The sequence below is a fragment of the Brucella oryzae genome, assembly GCF_041929965.1.
GTDB classification, from domain to species: domain Bacteria; phylum Pseudomonadota; class Alphaproteobacteria; order Rhizobiales; family Rhizobiaceae; genus Brucella; species Brucella oryzae.
Genome location: NZ_JBHEEO010000004.1, coordinates 229,998 through 254,087 on the forward strand (window position 1 = coordinate 229,998; position 24,090 = coordinate 254,087).

Consider the following 24,090-nt stretch of genomic DNA (forward strand, 5'->3'; position numbering starts at 1 on the left):
TCGAATGGGCGACGCTGGCCAGTGCAAATGCAGTTGGCAGGTGATTTTCGCGGGGCAGATAGGAGTTGTCAGCCTTGAACACTCATCCTGGGACGAAAGCACAAAGGCTTGTTTTGGGGGCCGTCAAAGTTGTTCCGATTCTCGCAGTCTTGTCCGGCTGCACGGCGACGGCATGGACGGAAAAGGTGAAGATCGACAGCACGCCAATGCCGACCGAGTGCGCGGGCTGGCAGAAGATCGATCTCAAGCAGCGCACGACTTTGGTTCTTTTGCGGGAAGACCCGCGTCTTGTCGTCGAAATCGATTCGCACAATCTCAAGGGCCGTAATTTAGGCTGTTGGCAGTAGTTGGCGCATCAGGCGGAACTGGCCAGCCGGACGTCGACTTTCTCGATTGTGCCGCGAAGAGCAGGCAGCATTGTTTCGAAGTCAATATACTCGCCTGGTTTCAGCGTTGCTTCTCCCGAAGCCAGACGGCGCTCGCGTTTGCTGCCGTCGCCATAGGTAATCATGACGATCAATGGCGGTGCGATGTGATCTTCGGATGTGTTATTTTGAATGCGTCCAGCAACACTTAAAACGTCGCCTTTGTCGCGCACCCCGACGCTGGTTTTCAGCTCGGTGAGCTGAAGTGCCGAAATGAGGGGCAGTGTCGCTTGTCTGACGGAGAGGGCAGGCTTCCTGTCGGCAAGCAATGTATATCCGCCTGCTATCCAAAAAGCCGTTGTCGCGCAAAGAGCGACGAAAACCCAATATCCGAAACCCGGCCATTCGTTGGTGAGATGTGTTTCAGACGCACATTTTCCCATGATGGGCGTTTTTTTCGAAATGCTGAGTGAGAAAGATTTTCGGGACGCAGAGACCGGGAGAATGGTTTCGAACTCGGCGTCCTCGATCATCCCTTCATTGGAAGCAAACCATGCAGCGGGGTTCCGTTCACGCGTGCGCGGTATCTGCGCTGCCGATGGTTGTTTCGCCATCATGACCTCATCTTCCTCTGCGTTTTTCGCCGTTCGACCGGTGCCACACACTGGCTCATAATGGTTAATGCTAAGCTTAATTCTCCCGAAGCGCGGCTTCATTCACGTATTTTTTTGAAGTGCGTGCGCCCGAATTTAACGCAACGTTAACCATGGAGGATAAAGGTCAATCTGATATCGATGTCATCCGTTCGTCTTCAAACGCGCGGACAATTTAAGAGAAACAGCCGGTGATACGTTTTGAGAATGTCGGCCTGCGATATGGAATGGGGCCTGAGATCCTGCGCGATGTCAGTTTCCATATTCCGCCGCGTTCATTCCAGTTTTTGACCGGCCCTTCCGGGGCGGGAAAGACTTCGCTCATGCGCCTTCTCTTCATGGCGCTGAAGCCGACGCGCGGCCTTATCAATATTTTTGGCAAGGATGTGGCAAGGCTCAATCATGCGGAAATTCCGCTTTTGCGCCGCCGCATCGGTATCGTGTTTCAGGATTTCCGCCTGCTCGACCATATGACCACCTATGAGAATGTGGCGCTTCCGCTGCGTGTGCGCGGAAAGGAAGAGGCCACCTACCGTCACGAGGTGGAGGAGCTTCTGCATTGGGTTGGGCTTGGCGATCGCATGAATGTGTTGCCGCCTGTTCTTTCAGGTGGTGAAAAGCAGCGTGCTGCAATTGCGCGGGCGCTTATCGATCAGCCGGAACTGCTTCTGGCCGACGAACCGACCGGCAATGTCGATCCACCGCTTGCAAAGCGCCTCCTGCGCCTTTTCACCGAGCTGAACCGTTCGGGCACTGCCGTGATTATCGCGACCCACGACCTTTCCCTGATGGATCAGGTTGATGCGCGGCGCATGATTCTCGAACATGGGCGGCTCGACATCTATGATTGATGCAAAGAACGCCTGGCAGCGCACGCTGGATGATATCCGGGTCCGACTTGAAGACCTCAAGGACATGCTGCTTGTCCGTATAGGCAAGCGCCGGAAACGTCAGGGACCGAGCCCCATCGTTCCCGATGGCAGCGTTACGGGCACCGCGCTTGTCATCGTGATTGCGATCATGACCTTTCTAGCGTGTCTGACGATGGGCGGCGTGACGCTCGTTCGCGCCTCGGCTGCTGCCTGGCAGAGCCAGATCGCTCGCGAGGCCACGATCCAGATCCGTCCTGTGGACGGGCAGGACATGGAAAAGGCGCTGGCTCAGGCAAGCGAGATCGCGCGCGGTTTTGCCGGTGTGAAAGGCACCAGCATTATCGACAAGGCTGCGACGGCGCGGCTGCTCGAACCGTGGCTGGGAAGTGGTCTCAATATCGATGAACTGCCCGTACCGCGGCTCGTCGTGGTGACGATCGATGAAAATGCTCCGCCTGATTTTGAAACCATGCGTGCTGAAATCACACGTGCTATTCCGGCCGCGACCTTTGACGATCATCGCACCTGGGTCGACCGGCTCGTCTCCATGGCGCATACGACGGTGCTGGTTGGAACCGCCGTTCTTTCGCTTGTGATCGCCGCAACCGTTTTGACCGTTATTTTTGCCACGCGCGGCGCGATGTCCGGTAACGGCCACATTATTGAAGTGCTGCATTTTATCGGTGCGGAATCGAAATTCGTGGCGCGCGAGTTTGAATGGCATTTCTTCCGTACGGCACTGAAAGGCGCGCTATGCGGTGGAGCAGCTGCAATGCTTGTGTTCCTGATGTTTTCCTGGTGGGCATCAAGCCATATGGCGACGCCTGAAGGCGATCAGGCGGCAGCTATGTTCGGCAATTTCGCCATTGGGCGCGATGGATATATTGGCGCTGCCGTCATCATTATTCTGGTCAGTTTCCTGACCATGTTGACCAGCCGCCTGACGGTGATCCGCCAGCTTGCCACCATAGACGGTCCAGGAGTGCGCTCCGAATGAGAACCTTCGCCGATACAGGTGCTTTCAAGACAAGATTTTCGACTGCTTCTCCGACTTCTCGCCGCAATGCTGGCTATGATGGAAGAAGAGATGGTACGCGAATCCAGCAAACGCTATCGGGCGGGCACCGGTCGAGTGACGATGCAGTGGCACAGAAGCAGACAGCAAACGGATTTTCCACGGGGGATGTGGTCTGGCGCCGTAACCGGAATGGCGTTCACCTGCAATCCTTTGCACTTGCGTCCGGCAATTTCCTATGGTCTGTCATGATGCGCATGTTCAGACGTTTCCAACCAGTTTCCATCGTTCTGTTTGTTATCCTTCTGGCGTTTCTCGTCGGCTTCGTCGTGTTCGGTGAAAAGGTCACCAGCATGCAGCCCCCGGTTATCGACAAGCCTGCTGATGCCATCATCGTTCTGACTGGTGGCCAGTCCAGAATTCAGGCTGCCGTCGATCTCCTGAAGGACAAGCGGGGGAAGCGTCTACTGATCAGTGGTGTTCATCCGGCGACCAATGAAAAAACGCTGCAACGCGCGACGCATGCCGATCAGAGTCTGTTCGATTGCTGCGTCGATCTCGACCGGTCGGCGCTCAACACCATTGGCAATGCGACTGAAAGCGAACGCTGGATCCGCGCCAACAATTTTCGCCGTGTGATCCTGGTTACCAACAACTACCATATTCCGCGCAGCACGCTGGAAATGTCTTATCGCATGAAGGATGTCGAGTTCATTCCCTATCCCGTCGTGAACGGGGAACGCCGCGAACATAGCTGGGTTGCCGAAGGCGACACATTGCGCGTGCTCTTCACCGAGTATGTGAAATATCTGGGTGCCGCCGTCCGCGTCGGCACGACCGAACTGTTTGGTAAGCAGTCTGAGCAAGGTGCAACGACCGAGAGCTGATCCCGCTACCGGTTTATAATTTCCTGATGGAAATGGTCGATCTTCCTGATATATCGGTGCCGTCACTTTCTGAAGAAAGTCCACGAAATACGCTACAGGCCCTAGCCAGGATCTTCGCCGACAGATGCTTCTCTACCTGCGCTCTATCCTATTCAATGCGGCGTTCTATATCTGCACACTGGTTCAGATGATCGTTTATACGCCCTTTTATTTCCTGTTGCCCCGCAAGAAGGCTTGGATCGTGCCGAAGCTGTGGGCCCGGGTCAATCTCTGGCTTCAAAAGCATATCGCAGGCACCGACTGTGTGGTCGAGGGATTGGAGAACATTCCCGAAGGGGCCTATATCTGTGCGCCAAAGCACCAGTCTGCCTGGGATACCTATGCTTTCCTGCCTTATCTCGACGATCCCGTACTGATCCTGAAACGGGAACTGATGCGCATTCCGCTTTTCGGCTGGTATATCGCCAAGATGCAGATGATACCGGTTGATCGGGGCTCCCGCGTCAAAGCGCTGCATTCAATCACCAAGGGAGCGGAGAAGGCGATTGCGGAGGGACGTCAGATTCTCATCTATCCCGAAGGAACGCGCCGGGCCCCGGGTGCACCACCACAGTACAAATATGGCATCGTCCATCTCTATGAAGCGCTCAATCTCCCGGTTGTACCAATAGCGCATAATGCAGGCCTCTACTGGCCACGCCGGAAGTTTCTACGCTATCCCGGAACCATTCGCGCCCGTATTCTGCCGCCAATTCCGGCGGGGCTTCCGAAGGAAGAATTCCTGAAGCGGCTCATCGAATCCACCGAAACGGCCTGTGACGAATTTCTGGTCGCCGCCAGCCACGATCCCAATCCACCACCCATGCCACCGACCGCCGTTCAAAGACTGAACGAGCTCGGCGTTTAACTTCACAGCATGTTAACGGCCTGATCACGTTCAATTGCGTTGCGAGAACGACAATTCGCCGCGTTTTCTTCAACTTTCGTTTTTCTTGCGCGCAACCTTGAAACCCGTTATCAGAGCCCGACACGAAAGGACACATCATGAATATTGATGCCATCTCCATCGGCTCCAATCCTCCTGAAGACGTCAACGTCATCATTGAAGTGCCTGTCGGCGGCCAGCCGATCAAGTACGAGATGGACAAGAAGGCCGGCGCCCTCATCGTCGACCGCTTTCTCTATACGCCAATGACCTATCCGGGCAATTACGGCTTCGTGCCGCATACGCTTTCGGAAGATGGCGATCCGATCGACGTTCTCGTCTGCAACACCCGCCCGCTGGTTCCCGGCTGCGTCATCAACGTGCGCCCGATCGGCGTTCTGGTCATGGAAGACAATTCCGGCAAGGACGAGAAGATCATCGCCGTTCCGTCGCCGCACCTGACGCGCCGCTACGAGAAGATCCACGATTATACCGATATGCCGGAGATCACTCTGAAGCAGATCGCGCACTTCTTCGAGCACTACAAGGATCTGGAACCCGGCAAGTGGGTTAAGATCGGTGACTGGGGTGATGAAGATTACGCCCGCAAATTCATCGTCGAAGCTATCGAACGCGCCAAAGGCAAGTAGGCGACAGCTATCCAATCAGTTCTAAAACAAAAGCGCCCGGTAATGTCCGGGCGCTTTTGTTTTATGCTTCCGATTTTCTGGATGCGCTTAAAGGAAAAGCGGCAGCAGCGTCGTCCACATGAACTGACGGATGAAGAAGATGATCAACAACAGGATGATCGGCGAAATATCGATGCCGCCGAGATTGGGCAGAATATTTCGGATCGGACGCAAAACGGGTTCGGTCACCTTGTACAGAAACTCACCGATCGAGGCCACGAAGCGGTTGCCGGAATTGACGACATTGAACGCATAGAGCCATGAGAAAATGGCACTCGCAATAATAATATAGGTGTAAATATCGAGCGCCAAATCAATGGTGCGGAACAATGCGATCATGGAGGCCTCCTTGGCAATTGGCCGAGATGTAGCGGTTGCATCGGGCAAGAACAAGAGCTGAGCGCTTGAGCGCCGGAATTTTTGAGAAGTGCAGCAAGCGCTTTCAGCCGCCCGAACCGCCGGATTGACGTTGAGTATTGCGGTGAATGAGATCGTTGACGTGCTCCAGCCAGTGGTCACGGACACGCATATTGCGCAGATGCTGGAGTGTATTGGCGACATAATCCAGATTGGCGCCGGAATCTCCGCGAGCGGATGCGACGATTGCAGCGGCTTCCTCGGCTTTCAACGAGCCTGCATATTGCAGGTGGCGGCGGTCGGCCACGTAGGTGACGGCGTTGACATTGCGCCCGTCGGCGAGACGCAGGCGGAGATGCTTTTCGTGGTAAACATGGTTCGACATTTCGCGTTCGCGCAGATAGGTCATCACTTCACCGGCCATATCGCCGGGTACGCGAAAAGCGATGCCGAGACACGAACCACCGGCATCGAGCCCGAGAACCAGCCCCGGTTGATCGGGAGTCCCACGATGAACATGCGAGTAGATGCACAGACTGCGCCTGTAGCCGTAAAGGCGCGCGCGCATGGTCTCCACATGCGCAAAACCCGGCCGCCACATCAGCGAACCGTAGCCGAAAACCCAGAAATCGTTCATCCGCCTATCATCGAAAGGTGTGGTCATGAGAGTATGCATAATGATTTAGTGAACGCCGATTTCCACTGGTAATCAACGGATATCCTTTGATTTTTCATCTCCATCGCTTCACAGGGCACATTCCTGCCATAATATGGCCAACAGTCGGGAGGAGCAAAACATATCGGGGTTCGATATTCGGTCTGAACCCGGAGTGAGGCTTGTCGAGACAACCGTCTGATGAATGTAAGGCTTTTGAAATGGCGCACACTGGAATGAACGCACCGAAAGCCAGAAAGCGTCCCATAGCGCTCATCGCCATTCTCGTTGTCTTGATCGTAGGCTATACGGCGGGCTGGTTCTATATCGCAAATAAGCTTGAAACGCGCGCCAAGGCCGACATGGCCAAGCTTGTTGCCCAGGGCATAGGCGTTAAATGTGAAGACCTGCGCATGGGCGGTTATCCTTTGCGGGTCAATGTCGTCTGCGACAGCATTTCCTGGCAGCGTCCTTCTGAGGGTATGTCGTTCCGCGCCGGGCGTTTCACTTCGGGATCTCCGGTCTATGCGCCACGTTCGCTTTCGAACGATCTGACAGGTCCAGCCTTTATTGAGTTTCCGGGGCTGGAGCCGCTGGAAGTCAACTGGAGCAAGTTTACCTCCAATACCCGGCTGGCGCGTCCGTTCCCGACCGAAATCGAACTGGCTGCACGTGAGGTCGCGGTCGGTCTTCGCACAGAAACCACCAAGACGGAGCCGCTCAGCACGCTCGAGCAGATGGATTTCCGCATGAGCCAAGCGGACGGAACTTTGAAGATCAATGGCCGCTTTGCTGGATTGAAGCTTGCCAAGGCAGTGATCGGTAGTGCCACCAGCCCTGAAATCGACGGTGTGGCGGATATTGATGTAGCAGATGCTGCGACGCTGCTTGCAAGGAGCGATGCGCCTTTTCATGAACGGCTGCGCGGACATTCCGGTATGGTCAATCAGGCTTTCCTGTCCATGCCCAATGGAGCCATGGTTTCCGTTGCGGGACCGTTTTCGATCGATGCGGACGGGCTGATCAATGCCGATGTGAAACTGACGCTCGTCAATCCGCAATCGCTGGCGCAGGCAGGGCAGACCTTATTCCCCGAACAGAGTGGCAATATCGCGACTGTTCTATTTGCTCTCTCGGCCATGCCGAAAGATGAAAACGGCAATCCCGTGATGGAGATTGCCGTTCGAAAGGGCAAAGTCAGTGCCGGATTTATCCCGCTGGGGCGCCTGCCGGCGCTTTAGGGGGTAAGGCAGTAGGGCAGTATGTTTGCTGCCCTATGCGTTTCCTACTTCTTTTCACTCGTTCGTGTCGCGGCCTGACGGCCGAAATCGGGCGCATCCACTTCTTGACCCGCATCGATGATGCCGCGGCGGACAGCGCGCGTGCGCGTGAAAAGATCGAACAGCGCTTCGCCGTCGCCCCAGCGTATCGAGCGCTGTAGCGAGGCCAGATCTTCTGAAAAACGCCCGAGCATTTCGAGAATCGCATCCTTGTTGTGCAGGCAGACGTCGCGCCACATCGTCGGGTCGGACGCAGCAAGGCGGGTGAAATCACGGAAACCGGAAGCGGAATATTTGATGACTTCCGACTTCGTCACCTGTTCCAGATCGCTGGCCGTACCGACGATGTTGTAGGCAATGATGTGCGGCAGATGCGAGACGATGGCCAGCACCAGATCGTGGTGCTGCGGGTCCATGCGATCAAGGCGCGAGCCGCAGGCGCTCCAGAAATCGCTCAGCTTTTCCAGCGCCGCTTCATCCGTATCGGGCAGGGGGGTCAGAATGCACCAGCGATTGATGAAGAGCTCTGCAAAGCCCGCGTCCGGGCCGGAATATTCCGTTCCCGCCAGCGGGTGGCCGGGAATGAAGTGCACGGTGTCGGGCAATTCCGGCTGCATCTGGGCAATCACGGACGCCTTGGTGGAGCCAACGTCGGTTACGATGGCGCCGGGTTTGAGATTTGCAGCGATCTGGCGCGCGACGGTACCTGACGAGCCGACCGGCACAGACACGATGACGAGATCGGCATCCTTGACGGCCTCAGCGCTATCGGTGGTGTAGCTGTCACCGAGTGCGAGTTCTTCGGCGCGTTTCAGCGTTTCACCGCTGCGTGTGGCAATGGCGATGTGGTCTGCGAGCTTTTCGCGCCGAATAACGCGCGCCAGCGATGAACCGATAAGGCCGATGCCGATGAGGGCGATCTTGTCGAAATGGACCGTGGACATTGTTCTACTTCAAAAATTCAGTCAGGGCGGCGACTACGCCGCGATTGGCTTCTTCCGGTCCGACCGTCATGCGCAAGGCGTTGGGGAAGCCGTAACCGCCGACACGACGCAGAATATAGCCGCGTCTGGAAAGCCATTCGTCAGCCTTATCAGCCGAGTGTGCGGTATCATCGGGAAAATGAATCAGCAGGAAGTTCGTGACCGAGGGTGTTACCCGGAGGCCGAGCTTGGTGAACTCCTCTGTCAACCAGCCAAGCCATTTGTCATTGTAGGCGACCGACTTTTCGATATGGGCGCGATCACGGATCGCAGCCGCGCCAGCGGCAATGGCGGCTGAGTTCATGTTGAACGGCCCGCGGATGCGGTTGAGCGCATCAACCACGTGCAGCGGCGCATACATCCAGCCGATACGCAGGCCCGGCAACCCGTGGATTTTCGAGAAGGTGCGCGTCATGACGACGTTCTCGTTGGACGAAACGAGTTCGAGGCCGGATTCATAGTCGTTGCGACGGACATATTCGGCATAGGCCGCATCAAGAACCAGAAGCACGTGCTTGGGTAATCCGGCATGAAGGCGCCGGACTTCCTCGAAAGGCAGATAGGTTCCGGTCGGGTTGGCCGGATTGGCGATGAAGACAATCTTCGTGCGCGGCGACAGGGCAGCCAGAATGGCATCCACGTCTATCCGTTCGTTTGTCTCCTTGACCGTAACCGGCGTTGCACCGGCACCTAGTGTCTGGATCTTGTAGACGGCAAAACCGTGTTCGGTGATGATGGCTTCATCATTCGGAGCAAGATAGGTCTGGCAGATCAGGCCGAGCAGTTCGTCGGAACCGTTGCCGCACAGGATGTTGGCCATATTGAGCCCCTGTGATTCCGCAATTGCCTCGCGCAGCGCCAGCGCCTGCCCATCGGGATAAAGCTCCAGTTTTTCGCCTGCATGTCGATAGGCCTCGACAGCATGCGGGCTTGGGCCAATAGGCGTTTCGTTGGAGGAGAGTTTATAGACCTTGGCAACGCCCTCCACGTGTTCCTTGCCGGGTACGTAGGCTGCGATGTCGAGCAGTCCTGCCTTGGGCTGGGGACGGGTAAGGTTTTGCGTATCGGTCATGATTTTGGCTCCGCCAAAAGGTCAATGTTAAAACTACGCTGGCGGCATATCCCGCCATTGCGTTCAAGTCGAGAAAAACCTTGTTCGGTGACGGGTGTGGATCGCTGCGACTGTACGTTTTTGCAGGGTTTGATGCGCAAATGTCCTAATTTCTATGATCTGGGTTATTGGATCGTGCCGGGACTTTCCGCAATCCGCCGACGGGTGTTCCTTGCGGTGCCAGAACCGGAACAAAGACGCGGCGCGAAGAACGCTGGGCGACAGGCAATCCCTGATAAAGCCGTTTCTGCGCCTCGACAACCAGAACGCCTGAAAAAACCGGCCATAGCCGCCGCCCCATGCCTTCCAGCGCGAGACATGGCCGCATCATCCATCGGCGCGTGGCGGGTGGAAAATGCAGGGCGTCGCTGACCATGCTGACGGTGAAATTGGCTTCGCGTAGCAAGGTCGTCAGCTGCGTCCGGCTGTAAGGCCGCCCGCTGCCGAAAGGTGTATGTTCGAAGCGGGCCCAAACGCCGCGCCGGTTAGGCACGACAATGACGAGACGTCCATTGGGGGCCAGCACGCGCCACATCTCCTTCAGCGTTTCCGTCGGGTTTTCCGCATATTCCAGCGCATGCACCATAAGCACGCGGTCAATCGAGGAATCGGGAAGCGGCAGCTCCTCATCGAAAACAAGCGCTGTCGCCGTTTTCTCAACCGAGGGCCAGGCGATGGCTCCCTGACCGGCCGGCATGAAGGCGAATGTGCGCTCGGTGTCGACACTGAAGCGCTCGAGATAGGGCAGGCTGTAGCCCATGCCGACAAGCCTCTCTCCCGGCACGTGCTCCCATAGCCCAGCGAGCGCCATGCGGATCGCGCGCTCCGCGAGATGGCCCAGTGTCGTGTCGTAAAATGATCGCAGTTCGATGATGTCTGGATGCATGCAAATCAAGCTATATGAAATCTCGACGCTGGGAAATGGAGAAGCCGGAGCATCTTCATGTGATGGGGTGCAATTTCTTCAAACCGTGCTATAGAGCGTGCCTTTCCGGTGCCTTTGATGGGCGCCGAAATCTGCGCGGAAGCGAACGATCAGGAGAAGCAGCAGATGCCCGAAGTCGGTGGCAAGACAATCGAAGTTCTCTTTAGCCCGGATGAGATTGCCGGTCGTAATCTTGAGCTCGCCAAGGCTATTGCTGAACGCAAGTTCCACAATCTGCTGACGATTTCGATCCTGAAGGGTTCCTTCATCTTTGCAGCCGACCTCATCCGCGCGATGCACGATGCAGGCGTAGAACCTGACGTCGAATTCATCACCGTTTCAAGCTATGGCAAGGGCACGACCAGCACGGAAGTTCGTCTGCTGCGTGATATCGACAGCGATGTGCGTGACCGCGATGTGCTGCTGATCGACGATATTCTGGAATCCGGCAAGACATTGAAATTCGTGCGCGAACTCATGCTGGAACGCGGAGCGCGCAGCGTCAGCATTGCCGTTCTTCTCGACAAGAGCGTCCGCCGCAAAGTTGATCTCGATGCCGATTTCGTGGCTTTCGAATGCCCGGATTATTTTGTCGTCGGTTATGGCATGGATGTCGGACACGCCTTCCGCCAGCTGCCTTATGTAGGGCGGGTGATGGAGTAACCCCGCCCGGCGTCTGTGCTATCAGATCAATCGAATTTCAGCAGTCGCTGCAGATATTCCTTTTCCATCTGCGGCGTCAGCGCATTGCCGAGCTTGCGGCGGATTTCGTCGAGAATTTCACGCGCGCGCTGGATATCGATTTCGCCGGGAATCTTGACGTCATCATTGAGGCCGCTGTCGCCGGTGCCCTGCTGGCGTCCAAGCGGGTCCTTTCCGCGATTGCCATTCGCGCCATTCTGGCCCTGGCCTTGCTGGCCCATCGCCTGCTGCATTTTCTGCATCATGTCGCGTCCGCCGCGCCGCAGCGCATCAAGCGCACTGCCTTGCTGGTCGCTTGCTTCCGCACCTTCGCTGCGGCCCAGCGCATCCGTGGCATTGCCCATTGATTTTCCGGCATCCGAAAAATCCTTGCCGGGCTCGATGCCCATGCTCTTCAGATCGTCCATCAATTTTTGTAGATCGGACTGGAGATTCTTCTGCTGTTGTTGAAGCTTGCGCATGGCTTCAGCCATATCAGGCGGAATATCGCCTTTCCCGCCCTGACCGTTCTCGCTCTGTCCGTTGTCGGCTTCACCGCCGGGGTGTCCGCCGCCGCGGGAACCGTCATCGCCGGGGAAAATGTTGTCGCCAAACTCGTCCTCACCATCGCTGCCACCAAATTGGCGCTGCATCTTCTGATCGAGATCGAAAGTTTCGTTCATCGTCTTTTGCTGGCGCTGCATCAGTTCGCCGAGCTTGTTCATCTGCTGCTGCATCTGGCCCTGCTGGCCTTGCCCCTGACCTTGCTGTGCCTGCCCCATCTGGAGATTGTTCATCAGATTCTGCAATTGCGACAACAATTGTTCAGCCTGATCGCGTGAGCCCTGACGCGCCAGATTTTCGATCTGGTCCATCATGCGCTGCAGGTCTTTTTCCGTCAGCATTCGCGCATTGGGATCGGGTGCTGCGCGGCGTGCATTTGGGTTCTGCTGCTGGCGCTGGGCGAATTCCCGCAGGAAATCCTGCATCGCCTTGCGCAGCTCTGCCGAAAGCTTTTCGATTTCTTCTTGCGAGGCACCGTTCTGAAGCGCATTTTTCAGGGCTTCTTGGGCCTGGCGCAGACGCTTTTCGGCTGCCGACAGGTTTCCGTCCTCAATGCCAAGTGCCACCTGCCACATATAGTCGACCGTATCGCGCAGGGCATCATCACTTCTGGCGAGACGAAGACGTGTGCCAATCGTGACCAGACCCAGATAATGGGCTGCGTTCTTGATGGTTTCTTCCGGGCGAAGCGTGATTGCCGACAGCATGTCCAGCACGTGGTCGCGCTGCGTCGCATCGAGCGCGAGGATGCGGCGCTGCTCTGCGATGGCACGGGCAAGCGGATTGCTGAAAGGGCGCTCGGGCAAGGTAATGATCTTGGTTTCGCTGCGACCTGTTTGTCCGGCGGCGTCGGTTACGACCAGTGTGAGCGCAACTTTTTCGCCCGCCCAAGGATGTTCAGTCAGGTCCTTCGACGTCGTAGCGTCCTTTATGCCGCGGCGGGGCAGTGCAAGCGGCAGTTCCGGCGCATCGTAAAGCGGTGCGGCTTCCTCATCCTCATCATTGTTGAGCGGGATAATCTCAGCTTCGGCCTTTAGCGGCGCGTAGTCGTCCTCGATCTGATAGGAAAGTTGCAACGTACCATTCAGCGCGTGTCCCGGTTCTTTCGTGAAGCGGATCGTCGGTGGAGTGTCCGGCGTGACGGAAAATTTCCAGCGCGTATCGGCACCGGAAAGTGCCAAAGTCTCGTCCTGCTGCAAATCATAGCGGAAGTTGTGGCTTCCATCGACGACGGCCTGTTCTGTAGGTTCTTTCTGGTCTTCCTTCACGCTTATCGGCTGTATGTCGCGGCGCTCGCCCGTCGCGTCAGTTGCAGTCAGACGTTCAGAACCGCCACCGATCACGCGGACCGACAGAATACTGCCCTGTGGTACGTTGATTGCGGCTTGTTCATTGTCATTCGTGGTGGTCAGGAAGATTGGAGCACGACCGGTATAGCGCGGCGGCGTCACCCAGGCATCAATGCGCGCAACGGCGGTGCCGTCGCCTGGACGAATATCAAAGGCATCGGCAATGCGTCCGCTGTTCGGACTGAGGCTGTAGGCGAAGGCGGTCACGAAGAGCAGCGCGACCACCGCACGAATGCCAAACGGGTCGTGTTCGGGAACACGCGTATAAGGCAGGCCGGACTGCAGGTTCTGGAGGCGGTCCGCCATGCGGCGCTGGTGTTCCTGCCACAAGGCGACGGCGAACGGATCGTGTTCTCCGGTTGCCATATGGCTAGTCTGGACGGCGAGCGGTTCGTGAACCAGACCGTTGATCGCCTCGATGCGGCTTGTGGCGTCACTTTCGGTTGGCGGTCGGAACCGGAACGGCAGGTAAAGCGTAATGAGGCCTGCAAGACCGAAGAGCGCCAACACGCCGATATGCAGCCATCGCGGCATCATGCCGAACAGGCCGAACCAGCTCAGACTGGCAAACAGGCCGACAAGAAGGATGAGCGGCAGGATGAGCGGCCAGAAGCGCTCGAAGCCGATCGAAAGAAAGGTGCGCAGACGCAAACGGCGCAGAACAGCACCTTCCCCGGAAAAGAGCCGTAGGAAGGCATCCCGCGCGGCGCGCAGCCTGTCTTTCCTGTCGTTGCTACGATCCGTCATAAGGGCTTTCTGGCGTGTATCGCGTTTCATCTTGCAACAGGATAACACGCATCATGGCAAAGGCGAGGCTTTGCCATGATAATTGTACTTGTGGGATTTATAACCACTCCGGCACGGAATCGAGCGCCAGCAGTTCTTCATAGGTGCGGCGCGGGCGCACGACATGATAGCGGTCGCCATCGACCAGCACTTCGGGAATGAGCAGGCGGCTGTTATAGGTGCTGGAAAGCACGGCGCCATAAGCGCCGGTGGTGCAAACGGCGATCAGGTCGCCCGGTACAGGTTTCGCCACTTCCCGGTCGATGCCGAGATAATCGCCGGTTTCACAGACTGGACCGACGAAGTCTGCGCGAATACGCGGCGCATCATCCTTCGGCAAAGTGACAGGCTTGATGTCGTGGAACGCATCATAAAGCGTCGGACGAATCAAATCGTTCATTGCCGCATCCACGATGACGAAGTTCTTGGCGTCGCCTTCCTTGACGAAGACCACTTCCGTTACCAGAAGCCCGGCATTGCCGACGATCAGGCGGCCCGGTTCGAACACCGTTTTCAGGCCCAGCGGCTTGATGTGTTTTGCAACGATTTCCGCGTATGCGACGGGCAGCGGTGGAGGCGTATTGTCAGTACGGTAAGGAATGCCGAGCCCCCCGCCCACATCGACGTGGCGGATGTTGTGACCGTCGGCCTGCAATTCCTTCACCAGTTCCGCCATCAGCGCGAAAGCATTGTCGAACGGTTCGAGGTCGATGATCTGGCTGCCGATATGCATGTCGATGCCGACCACGTCGAGACCGGGCAGGCTTTTCGCGCGGGCATAGGCCTCGCGCGCCTTGACGCGCGGTATGCCGAACTTGTTTTCGGACTTGCCGGTTGAAATCTTGGCATGTGTCTTCGCGTCCACATCGGGATTGATGCGCAGCGATACGGATGCGACCTTGCCTGCCTTGACGGCGCGCGCTGAAAGAATTTCCAGTTCCGGCTCGGATTCAACATTGAAGCAATAGATGCCCGCCTCAAGCGCAAAATCCATTTCGTGCGGCGTCTTGCCAACGCCGGAAAAGACGATTTTATTGGCCGGGATACCCGCGGCAAGCGCCCGTCGAATCTCGCCTTCCGAAACGGTATCGGCACCAGCGCCAAGCTTCGCCAGCGTTCTCAGTACGGCCTGGTTGGAATTGGCCTTCAGTGCGTAGGTTACCAGCGTTTCCATGTCTGCAAAGGCTTCGCTGAAAACGCGGAAATGGCGCTCGATAGTCGCGCGGGAATATACGTAGAAAGGTGTGCCGACGGCCTGAGCGATTTCAGGCAGACTGACATTTTCGGCGTGAAGAACGCCGTTGTGATATTCGAAATGATTCACGGGAAGGCCCTGCAGCAGAAACTTACAACAGCTTGTCGAGGATGATCGGCTTGTCTTCCTTCGGTTTCGGCTTGGTGTGTCCCTGATCGTCGGTGATCAGCGACGATGGCGGCGGTTCCAGCGGACCCTTGCGACCGCAAGCAGCGAGCGTGGCCGCAAGCGCGGCGATCAGAAGCACGGAAGAAATGGTGGAGCGGCCTGTCATCAGCTTAGGTTCCCGAAATATATACTCTTGTGATAGGTCTAACGCATAATGTCCAAAAGTGGAATCATCAGTTCGACAGATGATTCCACATGATGTCATGTTGTTTGGCCATCACGTTTTTGCGATCCGCTTTTTCCAGTAACGGATCTGGCGGCGCACTTCCTGCGGGGCGGTGCCGCCGAAGGACTGACGGCTCTTGACGGACTTTTCGACCGTCAGATAGCCGAAGATCGCATCGGTGATGCCGGGATGGATTGACTGGAGTTCTTCAAGCGAAAGTTTTGACAGATCGACCTTGCGGCTTTCGGCAAGCGCCACAGCGCGGCCCGTGACGTGATGCGCTTCGCGGAAGGGCAGGCCCAGTTCCCGCACCAGCCAGTCGGCAAGGTCCGTTGCCGTGGAATAGCCTGAACCGGCAGCCTTCTTCATGGATGCGACATTGATGGTCAGGTCGCGCACCATGCCAGCCATTGCGGCGATGGCGAGTTCCAGATTTTCGGCAGCATCGAAGACCTGTTCCTTATCTTCCTGCATGTCCTTGGAATAGGCGAGCGGCAGGCCCTTCATGATGGTCAAAAGCGCAACCAGCGAACCGTTTATGCGGCCCGTCTTGGCGCGAACCAGCTCGGCGGCATCCGGGTTCTTCTTCTGCGGCATGATCGACGAGCCGGTGGAGAAGGCGTCGGAAAGGCGCACGAAGTTGAACTGCGGTGTCGACCAGATAACGATTTCTTCTGCAAGCCGCGACAGATGACCGGCGCAGATGGCCGCGAGCGACAGGAATTCCAGTGCATAGTCACGGTCGGAAACGCTGTCGAGCGAATTGCGGGTCGGCTCGCGGAAGCCGAGCGCCTTTGCCGTCATGTGACGATCGACCGGGAAGCCGGTGCCTGCAAGGGCTGCTGCACCCAAGGGCGATTCGTCCATGCGCTCGATTGCATCGCGCACGCGCGACAGGTCGCGGCCGAACATTTCCACATAGGCCATGCAATGATGGCCGAAGGTGACGGGCTGCGCGGTCTGGAGATGGGTGAAGCCCGGCATGACGGTCGCCGCGTGTTCTTCGGCGCGCTCAAGGAAGGCTTCGATCAGGTTTTTCAGGGCAGCGGCGGTCTTTTCCAGTTCCTGCTTGACCCAGAGACGGAAATCGACAGCCACCTGATCGTTGCGTGAGCGGGCAGTGTGCAGGCGTCCGGCTGATGGACCAATCAGATCGGCCAGTCGCGCCTCGATATTCATGTGAATGTCTTCGAGCTTGCGCGAGAAGGTGAACTTGCCGTCCTCAATCTCCTTGAGGATGGTTTTCAGGCCGTCCTCGATCTGTTTGTGATCGTCTGCCGTAATGATGCCCGTCTTTGCGAGCATGGCTGCATGGGCGAGCGAGCCTTGAATGTCTTGCGCGTAGAGCTTGCGGTCGAAGCCGATCGATGCATTGATCTCTTCCATGATCGCATCGGGTCCTGAGGCAAAACGGCCGCCCCACATCTGATTGCTTGATTTTTGTTCGCTCATGCTCATATGCCCCGAGTGACGATTTGGCCGGATATTAGAAAGAAGTGACGCGACATGGCAGAAGACAACGAAAAGGCGAAATCGGGAAATCGCAAGATCGTCCTTCTTGCAGCTCTTGCCGGTGTCATTGCCGGTATTGGGGCGGTATACGTGATGGAGCGCCCCTCTGGCAATGTGGTAGCCGCTAATGTTTCGTCCGAAAATGACAAAGCCTCTGCGCAATGTGTGTTGAAAGCGGATTCCCTGAAGGCGCTCGATGCGGCCGCGACCGGTGGCGTGGCTGCGATGCGCGCTGCCGAAAAGCCAATTTCCGTCTCGCATATTGCCTTTACAGGCCCGGACGACAAGCAGATGACGCTCGGCGATTTCAAGGGCAAGACGCTGCTGGTCAATCTCTGGGCGACATGGTGTGCGCCATGCCGCGAGGAAATGCCCGCACTCGACAAGCTGGAGGCTGAAAAAGGCGGGGCTGATTTCGAGGTCGTCGCGATCAATATCGATACCGGCTCGGATGACAAACCCAAGGGCTTCCTGAGCGAGATCGGCATCAAGAATTTGACGCTGCACCGCGACGCTTCAATGTCGAGCTTCAACGAACTGAAACGCAAGAATTTGGCCTTTGGCCTTCCGGTCACGCTCCTGGTCGACAAGGACGGTTGCCAGATCGCATCCATGAACGGTCCAGCACCGTGGGACAGTCCGGAAGCCGTGAAACTGATAGAGGCAGCGAAAGCGCTTTAGGCCGTAAATCCGGCACGCTTCAGCCGGACAATGGCGAGATCAAGCGCTGAGAGAAATGCCGAGCGGTCCTTGGGCGAAAAGGGTGCTGGTCCGCCTGTGATTTCGCCTGCGGAGCGCAGACTGTCCATCAGGTTGCGTGTCGCCAGCGTGTTGCCGATGGTGCTTTGGGTGTGAACGCGCCCATTCGGGGCGATGACCGAAGCACCTTTTTCGAGCGAGCGGCTGGCCAAAGGAATGTCGGCGGTAATCACGATTGCGCCTGGTCGTGAATTTTCGGCGATCCAGTCGTCGGCGGCATCAAGCTTGTCCGACACGATAACCCGTTCCACGCGCTCCGCATCACGCGGGATGGCGATGAAACTGTTGGCCACCAGCATGACCGGCAGATGGTGCCTTTCCGCCACGCGGTAGATTTCAGCTTTCACCGGGCAGGCGTCGGCATCGACGAGAATGCGGATCGTTTCGGGTTCAGTGTTCATGCCGCTTCATAAAATGCGGGTGGCTGTTTGGCAAATTCAACGCTGCGATCAGTTTTATGCGATAGGCGTTCGTTGCAAACCGGTATAAGGCGAGCCGCGAAAGTGAGATTTCCGCCATGGCCGCCCGTTTCTTTCCCATCATGTTTGTTCTGCTTTGGGCCACCGGCTTTATCGGTGCGGGGCTTTCCATGCCTTATGCGGAACCGTTCACATTCATGGCGGTGCGTTTTTCCATCGCGGCCGCCATCATGACGCTTTGGGCGCTGGCAAGCCGGAGCATCTGGCCGAAAGGCGATGTACTCCTTCATGCGGCGATTGCCGGATGTCTTATCCATGGCGTCTATCTTTCCGCCTTGTTCTGGGCCGTTCATCATGGTCTGCCTGCGGGAATGTCGGGTCTGGTGGCAGGTCTTCAGCCGATGCTGACCACATTGATCGCCGCCATGCTTCTCGGCGAAAGGGCAAGCGGACGCCAATGGACAGGCCTGCTGATTGGCTTTTGCGGTGTGGCGATGGTCGTCTGGCCGAAGTTTGCGGCGGGCAGCGGCGTCGATCCGAAGAGTCTGGCTGCGGCTTTCTTGGCCGTGGTTGCAATCAGCGCCGGCACGGTCTGGCAGAAGCGATTCGGCACGGCTGGCGACCTCAAGGCGGGGACGGCGGTGCAATATATTGCCGCCGCCATTTTGACCGCAATCTGCGCATTCGCTTTCGAAACGCGCGTGATGATCTGGTCGCCATCGCTGATCCTTGCGCTGGTCTGGCTGACGCTCGCCATTTCCATCGGCGCCATTCTGGCGCTTCTCGTCATGATCCGCGAAGGTGCAATGTCGAAAGTCGCGTCGCTGTTTTATCTGGTGCCCGGAGCTGCCGCGGTCATGGCCTATCTGATTTTCGGCGAGACGCTGTCGGCAATCCAGATCGCAGGCATGGTGGTGACCACGCTCGGTGTTGCACTGACTACTTTGCGTCGTTAAGCTCAGGCTGTTGCTCGCGCTTGCGAAAAATCATGATCGCAGCATTTATTTCCGCACCGATGATGAAGATTGCCGACAGCATATAGAGAAAGACAATCGCCACCATGATCGAGGCCAGTCCTGCATAGGTCGTCACGTAATTGGCGAAGGTTTCCAGATATTTTGCAAAGGCCATGGCGGCAGCTAGCCAGGCGATGAGCGTGAGCAAGATGCCGGGCAGAATGTCTCCAAGGCTGCGGCGCCCGGCCGGAAGCCAGATATGCACCATGAACAGTGCCAGAACCAGAACCGCCACGGCCACCGTATAGCGCCAAAAGGCAATCGTGCCGGTGAATGGCGCAATGTCCGGAAACCATTGTTCGGCAATTCGCACGGCAAGCGGTGCCAGAACCAGCAGGAAGCTGATCGCCATCAGGCTCAGCGTGCCGACGAGAACGAATCCTAAGCTTTGCAGGCGGCAGAAAATAATCGAGCGCTGGTCGGTTACGCGATAGGCGCGGTTGAGCGCGATGCGCAGCGCCTCGACGCCGTTGGAGGCAAAATAGGCTGCCGCGATGACGCTGAGGGTCAGAAGCCCGCTGCGTTGCACGGTCAGCACGTTCATCACCTCATTGGCGATGGGAGCCGCTATATTCGACGGCCACATGTCGAAGATGACATGCACCGCCGTGTCAGCAAATTCCTTGGTGCCGAGAAAACTCGCAAGCGTCGTGGCGAAGATCAGGAACGGGAACAGCGCCATCAGGCCGGAAAGCGCAATATGGCTGGCGAAAGCCCAGCCGTCGTCCGAACTGAAATGACCGATGACATCATAGGTAATCTGACGGAGAAAACGTTTGATTTTTCGCATCCGCAGATTTGTCCCCAAAGTCGCGATTGGCGTCCGATACGCGTTCAGTCTGTGTTTCAAGGCCTTAAATCTAGCATCGGTCTGAGGATTGCAAGGGCAGGTCCGTTTTAAAACGGGGCCGAATCAAGCAGTCTTGGCGAAATGGCAGCGGGAAACAGGCATATGGCTCCGGCAGAACCCGGTCAAAAACGACAGCGCAGCATTATCATCACCGGCTGCTCCTCCGGTATCGGTGCCTATTGTGCCGAAGCGCTTTATAAACGTGGCTGGCGCGTCTTTGCGACCGCCCGCAAGGATGCGGATATTGCGGCGCTCAAGGCAAAGGGAATGGAGGCGCATTATCTCGACTATGCGGAGCCGCAGTCGATAACAGCCTTTGCCGACGAGGTTCTGCGCCAGACCGACGGCAAGCTTGATGCCCTGTTCAACAATGGCGCTTATGCCCAGCCCGGTGCGATAGAGGACTTGCCGGTCGAGGCCCTGCGCCAGCAGTTCGAGGCCAATTTCTTCGGCTGGCATGATCTCACCCGGCGCGTGATTCCGGTCATGCGCGGTCAAGGGCACGGGCGTATTGTGCATTGTTCGTCGATTCTGGGGCTGGTGCCGATGAAATGGCGCGGCGCTTATGTGGCGTCCAAATTTGCGCTTGAAGGGCTGATGCTTGCGCAACGCATGGAGCTGGAAGGCTCCGGTATCGATGTGTCGCTGATCGAGCCTGGCCCGATTGCTTCGCGCTTTACCTATAATGCCGCCAGTCACGCTAAGGCCAATATCGACATGGAAGCTTCGGTGCATCGCGAACTCTATCAGCGCCAGATGGCGAAACTGGAAAGTGGCGGTACAAAATCCAAGAACAAGCTTGGACCGGAGGCCGTCTATGCTGTACTGCTTCATGCATTGGAGGCGCCGCGTCCCCGTCCGCACTATGTCGTGACGAGACCGGCGAAACTGGGGTCACTGGCGCGGCGCTTGATGCCTGCGCGCTGGCTCTACCGAATGCTGTCCGACCAGTCATGAGGTTCGGAATAGCGCTGGGAAGGAAATAAAATGGACGTTCTGTTCAAGGGCGCAGCAATGGTGGCCATGTTTGCCGTGGCTGTCGTTCTGATTATCGGCCTGCGCAACATGATGCGCGGCGGCGACGGCAATTTCTCGAACAAGATGATGCAGCTGCGCGTTTTCCTGCAGTTCATTGCCGTGCTTCTGATTGTCGGGGCGATTTATTACGCCCGTGTGAAAAACGGTCAGTAAATATGGTCAAGCTCAACAAGATCTATACCCGGACAGGCGACAAGGGCACAACCGGACTCGCCAGCGGACCGCGCCGGCTGAAGTCTGACCTGCGTGTCGAAGCCTATGGTACGGTGGATGAAACCAATGCCTGCATCGGCATGGCGCGTCTTCACACAGGCGGCGAAGATAATCCTCATGCGCAAATCGATGCCATGCTGGGCCGCATCCAGAACGATCTTTTCGACCTGGGTGCCGATCTTTCAACGCCGGACGACGGCAAGCCGCTCGCTTATGAACCGTTGCGCATCGTCGCATCGCAGGTCGCGCGCGTGGAAGCCGATATCGACCTCCTCAATGCCGATTTGCAGCCGCTGCGCTCATTCATTCTTCCCGGCGGTTCGGCGACATCGGCTGCGCTGCATCTTGCGCGCACGGTTTCACGTCGGGCAGAGCGGCTGATGGTTGCGCTTGCCCGCGTCGAAGGAGAGGTCGTGTCGGCGGAGGCCCTGCAATATATCAACCGCCTTTCCGACTTCCTGTTCGTAGCGTCGCGAACCGTCAATGATAATGGCGCGCAGGACGTGCTCTGGGTGCCCGGCCAAAACAGATAATCAGACGCCGCGCCTGTTGCCCCAGATCAGCACGTGAAGCTGAGGCAGGACATGCGCTTCGTACCAGCCATCCGCTATCACCTTGTCCGCCAGCCATTCCATCCGCCGCATGATGCCATCCATATCGATTGCGGCGTCATGCGCCTCGGGTGGCGGTGGCGTGTGATTGCCGGGCTGGAGATAGACCGGCAATTGCGGGTGTCGACTGGCCACAGCTTTGGTGAAGGCATAATCCTCATCGTCGAAGATGACGAATTTCAGCACGGTGCGTGGCGCTGTACCCGCAGCCTCGACACAGGCCGCCAGCAAATCGAAATCAGTGCTCATGCCGCTTGAAGGCGGCTTTGGGCTCACGACCAGCGTGTCGAGCGCTGAAAACCAGCCTTGCGCAACCGAACCTTGCGTTTCCAGCGCGAAACGATAGCCCTCCGCCTTGCCATGCTCGATCAACGGTCCCAATGGCTGAATGGCGGGATTGCCGCCAGAAAGTGACACTGTTATAGGCTTGTTTCGCGAAAGTGCCGTCACTTCATCCCAAATCGCCTCGACGCTCATCGCTTTCCACTCATGGCGAAAGCGGCTTTCGACGGCATGGAGGCTGTCGCACCAGATGCAGCGATAATCGCAGCCGCCGGTCCGTACGAAAACCGTCGGCTCGCCGATCAGCACACCTTCGCCCTGGATCGTGGGTCCGAAAATTTCCGCGATGCGTATCTGTGTCACGGTCTGTACTCGGCCCATGTCTTGGGCGTTTCGCTGACCCGCACGGCGGAGATCTCCGGCCAGCGCGCATGGCACCATTCGAAAAAATGCCGGGCAAGCGTTTCAGCCGTGCTGCGGTCGTGCCCCAGAACATCATTGAGATGGCGATGGTCGAAACAATCATCGATATAGCGCTTGAACGGCGCCAGCTCATGATAATCGCGGACAAAACCGTGCTGGTTCAGTTCAGGAGCGGAAAGCTCGACCTCGACGATGTAGTTGTGACCATGCAGCCGGGCGCATTGATGATCCGCTGGCAGGCCGGTCAACTGATGTGAGGCGGAGAAGTGGAATTCCTTGGTGATGCGAAACATCAGGCGTTCCTCCGCGCCACGGCGTCGCACCAGAAATCCGGGTCCTCATAGAGCGTCGGGTCTTCGATGCCGGCGAGATGGAAAGCCTCGCGCCGTTCGACACAGGTGCCGCAGCGTCCGCAATGATGTTCGCCTCCTTTGTAGCAGGACCATGTCGCTGTAAAGGGCGTTCCATATTTTGCGCCGTCAATCACGATATCGGCTTTCGATGCGCGCACATAAGGCGCTAGCAGCTTTATGTTCGCATAACCGTCCAATGCATGGTTCTGCATCGTCTGGAAAGCGTCGATGAAGCCGGGGCGGCAGTCTGGATAGATGAAGTGATCGCCGCCGTGGACAGCAAGGGCTACGGCTTCTGCCTTTTGCGCCGCCGCCACACCGAATGCGATCGCCAGCATGATCGCGTTGCGGTTGGGAACGACGGTCATCTTCATCGTTTCTTCGGCATAGTGCCCGTCCGGCACATCGACATCATCGGTCAGGGCAGAGCCGATCAGGCTAGCGCCGATAGATCGTATATCGATGATCTGATGAGGGGCGCCCAGCCTTTCGGCACAGGCTCTGGCCGAATCCAGTTCTTTTCTGTGGCGCTGGCCATAGTCGAAGGAGAGGAGGGCGGTGAGTTGGTGTTCGGCTGCTATTCTGTAAGCAAGCGAAACAGAATCGAGTCCGCCGGAGCAGACGACGAGCGTTTTCATAAGTCAGGGTTCCTTGTTTTGACCGGGTAGGCTGCGACCGGATTGCGGGGTGTTACGTAAAGCATGCCGGGCCGCTTGTAAACGACATGAAAACGGGAGGCATCGAGTTGCTCAGTTTTGGAATGACCTCTTGTCAGAATAAATTGATTTTAATCGATATAGCGGCCTGTGCATGATTGACGTGCACGTCAACCGTCTTTAGGTTTCGTGCCGGTTCCCGGCGGATAGGCAGCGCGTTTGCGTCATAACCCAAGTTGCGCTGGTGTCGCTTTCATGTCGGATTTTGACAT

Annotated in this window: 28 protein-coding genes; 13 read left to right on the forward strand and 15 right to left on the reverse strand. The window is 57.2% G+C overall.

Going from position 1 to position 24,090, the window contains the following annotated elements:
- Positions 1–74 precede the first annotated feature (74 nt).
- Entirely contained in the window at positions 75–347 is a 273-nt protein-coding gene (locus tag JNC70_RS05995) for a hypothetical protein (RefSeq protein WP_104755006.1), read from the forward strand.
- A gap of 8 nt (positions 348–355) precedes the next feature.
- On the opposite strand, the gene JNC70_RS06000 is transcribed toward JNC70_RS05995, so the two are convergent.
- Positions 356–982, reverse strand: a complete 627-nt coding sequence (locus tag JNC70_RS06000; protein WP_245414732.1) for a hypothetical protein — start codon at positions 980–982, stop codon at positions 356–358.
- A 263-nt stretch (positions 983–1,245) separates the two neighbouring features.
- Between JNC70_RS06000 and ftsE the strand changes: the two genes are divergently transcribed.
- The 5 genes from ftsE (at position 1,246) to ppa (ending at position 5,367) form a co-directional block, all read left to right on the forward strand.
- On the forward strand, positions 1,246–1,869 hold the full coding sequence (gene ftsE / locus JNC70_RS06005; protein ID WP_235925422.1) for a cell division ATP-binding protein FtsE: 624 nt from the start codon (positions 1,246–1,248) through the stop codon (positions 1,867–1,869).
- Entirely contained in the window at positions 1,862–2,887 is a 1,026-nt protein-coding gene (locus tag JNC70_RS06010) for a cell division protein FtsX (protein ID WP_374788555.1), read from the forward strand. The genes ftsE and JNC70_RS06010 overlap by 8 nt, the downstream gene beginning before the upstream one ends.
- The gene (locus JNC70_RS06015; protein WP_104755002.1) at positions 2,884–3,792 is read left to right on the forward strand and encodes a YdcF family protein; all 909 of its coding nucleotides are present in this window, start codon (positions 2,884–2,886) and stop codon (positions 3,790–3,792) included. The genes JNC70_RS06010 and JNC70_RS06015 overlap by 4 nt, the downstream gene beginning before the upstream one ends.
- A gap of 124 nt (positions 3,793–3,916) precedes the next feature.
- On the forward strand, positions 3,917–4,699 hold the full coding sequence (locus JNC70_RS06020) for a lysophospholipid acyltransferase family protein (protein ID WP_104755001.1): 783 nt from the start codon (positions 3,917–3,919) through the stop codon (positions 4,697–4,699).
- 137 nt (positions 4,700–4,836) lie between these two features.
- On the forward strand, positions 4,837–5,367 hold the full coding sequence (gene ppa, locus JNC70_RS06025; protein WP_010657539.1) for an inorganic diphosphatase: 531 nt from the start codon (positions 4,837–4,839) through the stop codon (positions 5,365–5,367).
- Positions 5,368–5,454: 87 nt separating this feature from the next.
- Here ppa and JNC70_RS06030 read toward each other — a convergent pair whose 3' ends face one another.
- Entirely contained in the window at positions 5,455–5,745 is a 291-nt protein-coding gene (locus JNC70_RS06030) for a YggT family protein (protein WP_061344492.1), read from the reverse strand.
- 103 nt (positions 5,746–5,848) lie between these two features.
- Positions 5,849–6,427 (reverse strand): gamma-glutamylcyclotransferase, encoded by a 579-nt coding sequence (locus JNC70_RS06035; RefSeq protein ID WP_104755000.1) that lies wholly within the window; start codon positions 6,425–6,427, stop codon positions 5,849–5,851.
- Positions 6,428–6,639: 212 nt separating this feature from the next.
- Between JNC70_RS06035 and JNC70_RS06040 the strand changes: the two genes are divergently transcribed.
- Entirely contained in the window at positions 6,640–7,659 is a 1,020-nt protein-coding gene (locus JNC70_RS06040; RefSeq protein WP_104754999.1) for a DUF2125 domain-containing protein, read from the forward strand.
- Positions 7,660–7,703: 44 nt separating this feature from the next.
- On the opposite strand, the gene JNC70_RS06045 is transcribed toward JNC70_RS06040, so the two are convergent.
- The 3 genes from JNC70_RS06045 to JNC70_RS06055 form a co-directional block, all read right to left on the reverse strand.
- A complete protein-coding gene (locus JNC70_RS06045) occupies positions 7,704–8,642 on the reverse strand; it encodes a prephenate/arogenate dehydrogenase family protein (protein ID WP_104754998.1) in 939 nt (312 codons plus the stop codon).
- A 4-nt stretch (positions 8,643–8,646) separates the two neighbouring features.
- Positions 8,647–9,753, reverse strand: a complete 1,107-nt coding sequence (hisC, locus tag JNC70_RS06050; protein ID WP_104754997.1) for a histidinol-phosphate transaminase — start codon at positions 9,751–9,753, stop codon at positions 8,647–8,649.
- A 145-nt stretch (positions 9,754–9,898) separates the two neighbouring features.
- Positions 9,899–10,678 (reverse strand): class I SAM-dependent methyltransferase, encoded by a 780-nt coding sequence (locus JNC70_RS06055; protein WP_104754996.1) that lies wholly within the window; start codon positions 10,676–10,678, stop codon positions 9,899–9,901.
- Between the two features lie 165 nt (positions 10,679–10,843).
- On the opposite strand from JNC70_RS06055, the gene hpt reads away from it, so the two are divergent.
- Positions 10,844–11,380 carry a hypoxanthine phosphoribosyltransferase gene (hpt, locus tag JNC70_RS06060; RefSeq protein ID WP_006467925.1) on the forward strand — a complete coding sequence of 179 codons (537 nt, stop codon included), beginning with the start codon at positions 10,844–10,846 and terminating at the stop codon, positions 11,378–11,380.
- 26 nt (positions 11,381–11,406) lie between these two features.
- On the opposite strand, the gene JNC70_RS06065 is transcribed toward hpt, so the two are convergent.
- From JNC70_RS06065 to argH, 4 genes are all read right to left on the reverse strand, one after another.
- Positions 11,407–14,058 carry a TIGR02302 family protein gene (locus tag JNC70_RS06065; protein ID WP_104754995.1) on the reverse strand — a complete coding sequence of 884 codons (2,652 nt, stop codon included), beginning with the start codon at positions 14,056–14,058 and terminating at the stop codon, positions 11,407–11,409.
- Between the two features lie 97 nt (positions 14,059–14,155).
- Positions 14,156–15,421 (reverse strand): diaminopimelate decarboxylase, encoded by a 1,266-nt coding sequence (lysA, locus tag JNC70_RS06070; RefSeq protein ID WP_104754994.1) that lies wholly within the window; start codon positions 15,419–15,421, stop codon positions 14,156–14,158.
- Positions 15,422–15,443: 22 nt separating this feature from the next.
- A complete protein-coding gene (gene lptM / locus JNC70_RS06075) occupies positions 15,444–15,626 on the reverse strand; it encodes an LPS translocon maturation chaperone LptM (protein WP_104754993.1) in 183 nt (60 codons plus the stop codon).
- Positions 15,627–15,737: 111 nt separating this feature from the next.
- Positions 15,738–17,138, reverse strand: coding sequence for an argininosuccinate lyase (argH, locus tag JNC70_RS06080; RefSeq protein ID WP_104754992.1), 1,401 nt, complete (start codon positions 17,136–17,138; stop codon positions 15,738–15,740).
- Positions 17,139–17,192: 54 nt separating this feature from the next.
- Between argH and tlpA the strand changes: the two genes are divergently transcribed.
- Positions 17,193–17,879 carry a thiol:disulfide interchange protein TlpA gene (gene tlpA, locus JNC70_RS06085; protein WP_104754991.1) on the forward strand — a complete coding sequence of 229 codons (687 nt, stop codon included), beginning with the start codon at positions 17,193–17,195 and terminating at the stop codon, positions 17,877–17,879.
- Here tlpA and JNC70_RS06090 read toward each other — a convergent pair.
- Positions 17,876–18,358 (reverse strand): YaiI/YqxD family protein, encoded by a 483-nt coding sequence (locus tag JNC70_RS06090; RefSeq protein WP_104754990.1) that lies wholly within the window; start codon positions 18,356–18,358, stop codon positions 17,876–17,878. The two genes, tlpA and JNC70_RS06090, sit on opposite strands and share 4 nt — an antisense overlap.
- Positions 18,359–18,474: 116 nt before the next feature.
- Between JNC70_RS06090 and JNC70_RS06095 the strand changes: the two genes are divergently transcribed.
- Positions 18,475–19,332, forward strand: a complete 858-nt coding sequence (locus JNC70_RS06095; protein WP_104754989.1) for a DMT family transporter — start codon at positions 18,475–18,477, stop codon at positions 19,330–19,332.
- On the opposite strand, the gene JNC70_RS06100 is transcribed toward JNC70_RS06095, so the two are convergent.
- Entirely contained in the window at positions 19,316–20,182 is an 867-nt protein-coding gene (locus tag JNC70_RS06100; RefSeq protein WP_104754988.1) for a YihY/virulence factor BrkB family protein, read from the reverse strand. The two genes, JNC70_RS06095 and JNC70_RS06100, sit on opposite strands and share 17 nt — an antisense overlap.
- Positions 20,183–20,344: 162 nt before the next feature.
- Between JNC70_RS06100 and JNC70_RS06105 the strand changes: the two genes are divergently transcribed.
- From JNC70_RS06105 to JNC70_RS06115, 3 genes are read left to right on the forward strand one after another with little or no spacing between them, the layout of a single operon-like run.
- Positions 20,345–21,199 carry an SDR family oxidoreductase gene (locus JNC70_RS06105; protein WP_104754987.1) on the forward strand — a complete coding sequence of 285 codons (855 nt, stop codon included), beginning with the start codon at positions 20,345–20,347 and terminating at the stop codon, positions 21,197–21,199.
- Positions 21,200–21,229: 30 nt separating this feature from the next.
- Complete coding sequence (locus JNC70_RS06110; RefSeq protein ID WP_104754986.1) at positions 21,230–21,433, forward strand: twin transmembrane helix small protein; 204 nt, start codon at positions 21,230–21,232, stop codon at positions 21,431–21,433.
- Between the two features lie 2 nt (positions 21,434–21,435).
- Positions 21,436–22,026: a cob(I)yrinic acid a,c-diamide adenosyltransferase gene (locus tag JNC70_RS06115; protein ID WP_104754985.1), complete on the forward strand. Its 591-nt coding sequence runs from the start codon at positions 21,436–21,438 to the stop codon at positions 22,024–22,026.
- Here the strand turns inward: JNC70_RS06115 and queE are convergent, their stop codons facing one another.
- The 3 genes from queE to queC are packed head-to-tail and all read right to left on the reverse strand — an operon-like array spanning position 22,027 to position 23,800.
- The gene (gene queE, locus JNC70_RS06120) at positions 22,027–22,767 is read right to left on the reverse strand and encodes a 7-carboxy-7-deazaguanine synthase QueE (protein ID WP_104754984.1); all 741 of its coding nucleotides are present in this window, start codon (positions 22,765–22,767) and stop codon (positions 22,027–22,029) included.
- Positions 22,746–23,102, reverse strand: a complete 357-nt coding sequence (gene queD / locus JNC70_RS06125; protein WP_104754983.1) for a 6-carboxytetrahydropterin synthase QueD — start codon at positions 23,100–23,102, stop codon at positions 22,746–22,748. Before queD ends, queE begins: the two co-directional genes overlap by 22 nt.
- On the reverse strand, positions 23,102–23,800 hold the full coding sequence (gene queC, locus JNC70_RS06130; protein WP_104754982.1) for a 7-cyano-7-deazaguanine synthase QueC: 699 nt from the start codon (positions 23,798–23,800) through the stop codon (positions 23,102–23,104). Before queC ends, queD begins: the two co-directional genes overlap by 1 nt.
- Between the last annotated feature and the right edge of the window lie 290 nt (positions 23,801–24,090).

Bases quoted from the DNA above. Each gene is read 5' to 3' on its own strand.
- JNC70_RS06030 (WP_061344492.1), bottom strand. From the start codon at position 5,745: ATGATCGCATTGTTCCGCACCATTGATTTGGCGCTCGATATTTACACC.
- JNC70_RS06040 (WP_104754999.1), top strand. From the start codon at position 6,640: ATGGCGCACACTGGAATGAACGCACCGAAAGCCAGAAAGCGTCCCATA.
- tlpA (WP_104754991.1), top strand. From the start codon at position 17,193: ATGGCAGAAGACAACGAAAAGGCGAAATCGGGAAATCGCAAGATCGTC.
- queD (WP_104754983.1), bottom strand. From the start codon at position 23,102: ATGTTTCGCATCACCAAGGAATTCCACTTCTCCGCCTCACATCAGTTG.
- JNC70_RS06015 (WP_104755002.1), top strand. From the start codon at position 2,884: ATGAGAACCTTCGCCGATACAGGTGCTTTCAAGACAAGATTTTCGACT.
- JNC70_RS06105 (WP_104754987.1), top strand. From the start codon at position 20,345: ATGGCTCCGGCAGAACCCGGTCAAAAACGACAGCGCAGCATTATCATC.
- JNC70_RS06100 (WP_104754988.1), bottom strand. From the start codon at position 20,182: ATGCGAAAAATCAAACGTTTTCTCCGTCAGATTACCTATGATGTCATC.
- ftsE (WP_235925422.1), top strand. From the start codon at position 1,246: ATGGGGCCTGAGATCCTGCGCGATGTCAGTTTCCATATTCCGCCGCGT.
- JNC70_RS06020 (WP_104755001.1), top strand. From the start codon at position 3,917: ATGCTTCTCTACCTGCGCTCTATCCTATTCAATGCGGCGTTCTATATC.
- JNC70_RS06010 (WP_374788555.1), top strand. From the start codon at position 1,862: ATGATTGATGCAAAGAACGCCTGGCAGCGCACGCTGGATGATATCCGG.
- JNC70_RS06035 (WP_104755000.1), bottom strand. From the start codon at position 6,427: ATGACCACACCTTTCGATGATAGGCGGATGAACGATTTCTGGGTTTTC.
- queC (WP_104754982.1), bottom strand. From the start codon at position 23,800: ATGAAAACGCTCGTCGTCTGCTCCGGCGGACTCGATTCTGTTTCGCTT.
- JNC70_RS06000 (WP_245414732.1), bottom strand. From the start codon at position 982: ATGATGGCGAAACAACCATCGGCAGCGCAGATACCGCGCACGCGTGAA.
- hpt (WP_006467925.1), top strand. From the start codon at position 10,844: ATGCCCGAAGTCGGTGGCAAGACAATCGAAGTTCTCTTTAGCCCGGAT.
- JNC70_RS06115 (WP_104754985.1), top strand. From the start codon at position 21,436: ATGGTCAAGCTCAACAAGATCTATACCCGGACAGGCGACAAGGGCACA.
- JNC70_RS06055 (WP_104754996.1), bottom strand. From the start codon at position 10,678: ATGCATCCAGACATCATCGAACTGCGATCATTTTACGACACGACACTG.
- argH (WP_104754992.1), bottom strand. From the start codon at position 17,138: ATGAGCGAACAAAAATCAAGCAATCAGATGTGGGGCGGCCGTTTTGCC.
- ppa (WP_010657539.1), top strand. From the start codon at position 4,837: ATGAATATTGATGCCATCTCCATCGGCTCCAATCCTCCTGAAGACGTC.
- JNC70_RS06045 (WP_104754998.1), bottom strand. From the start codon at position 8,642: ATGTCCACGGTCCATTTCGACAAGATCGCCCTCATCGGCATCGGCCTT.
- JNC70_RS06065 (WP_104754995.1), bottom strand. From the start codon at position 14,058: ATGACGGATCGTAGCAACGACAGGAAAGACAGGCTGCGCGCCGCGCGG.
- JNC70_RS06110 (WP_104754986.1), top strand. From the start codon at position 21,230: ATGGACGTTCTGTTCAAGGGCGCAGCAATGGTGGCCATGTTTGCCGTG.
- JNC70_RS06090 (WP_104754990.1), bottom strand. From the start codon at position 18,358: ATGAACACTGAACCCGAAACGATCCGCATTCTCGTCGATGCCGACGCC.
- lptM (WP_104754993.1), bottom strand. From the start codon at position 15,626: ATGACAGGCCGCTCCACCATTTCTTCCGTGCTTCTGATCGCCGCGCTT.
- queE (WP_104754984.1), bottom strand. From the start codon at position 22,767: ATGGGCCGAGTACAGACCGTGACACAGATACGCATCGCGGAAATTTTC.
- hisC (WP_104754997.1), bottom strand. From the start codon at position 9,753: ATGACCGATACGCAAAACCTTACCCGTCCCCAGCCCAAGGCAGGACTG.
- JNC70_RS06095 (WP_104754989.1), top strand. From the start codon at position 18,475: ATGGCCGCCCGTTTCTTTCCCATCATGTTTGTTCTGCTTTGGGCCACC.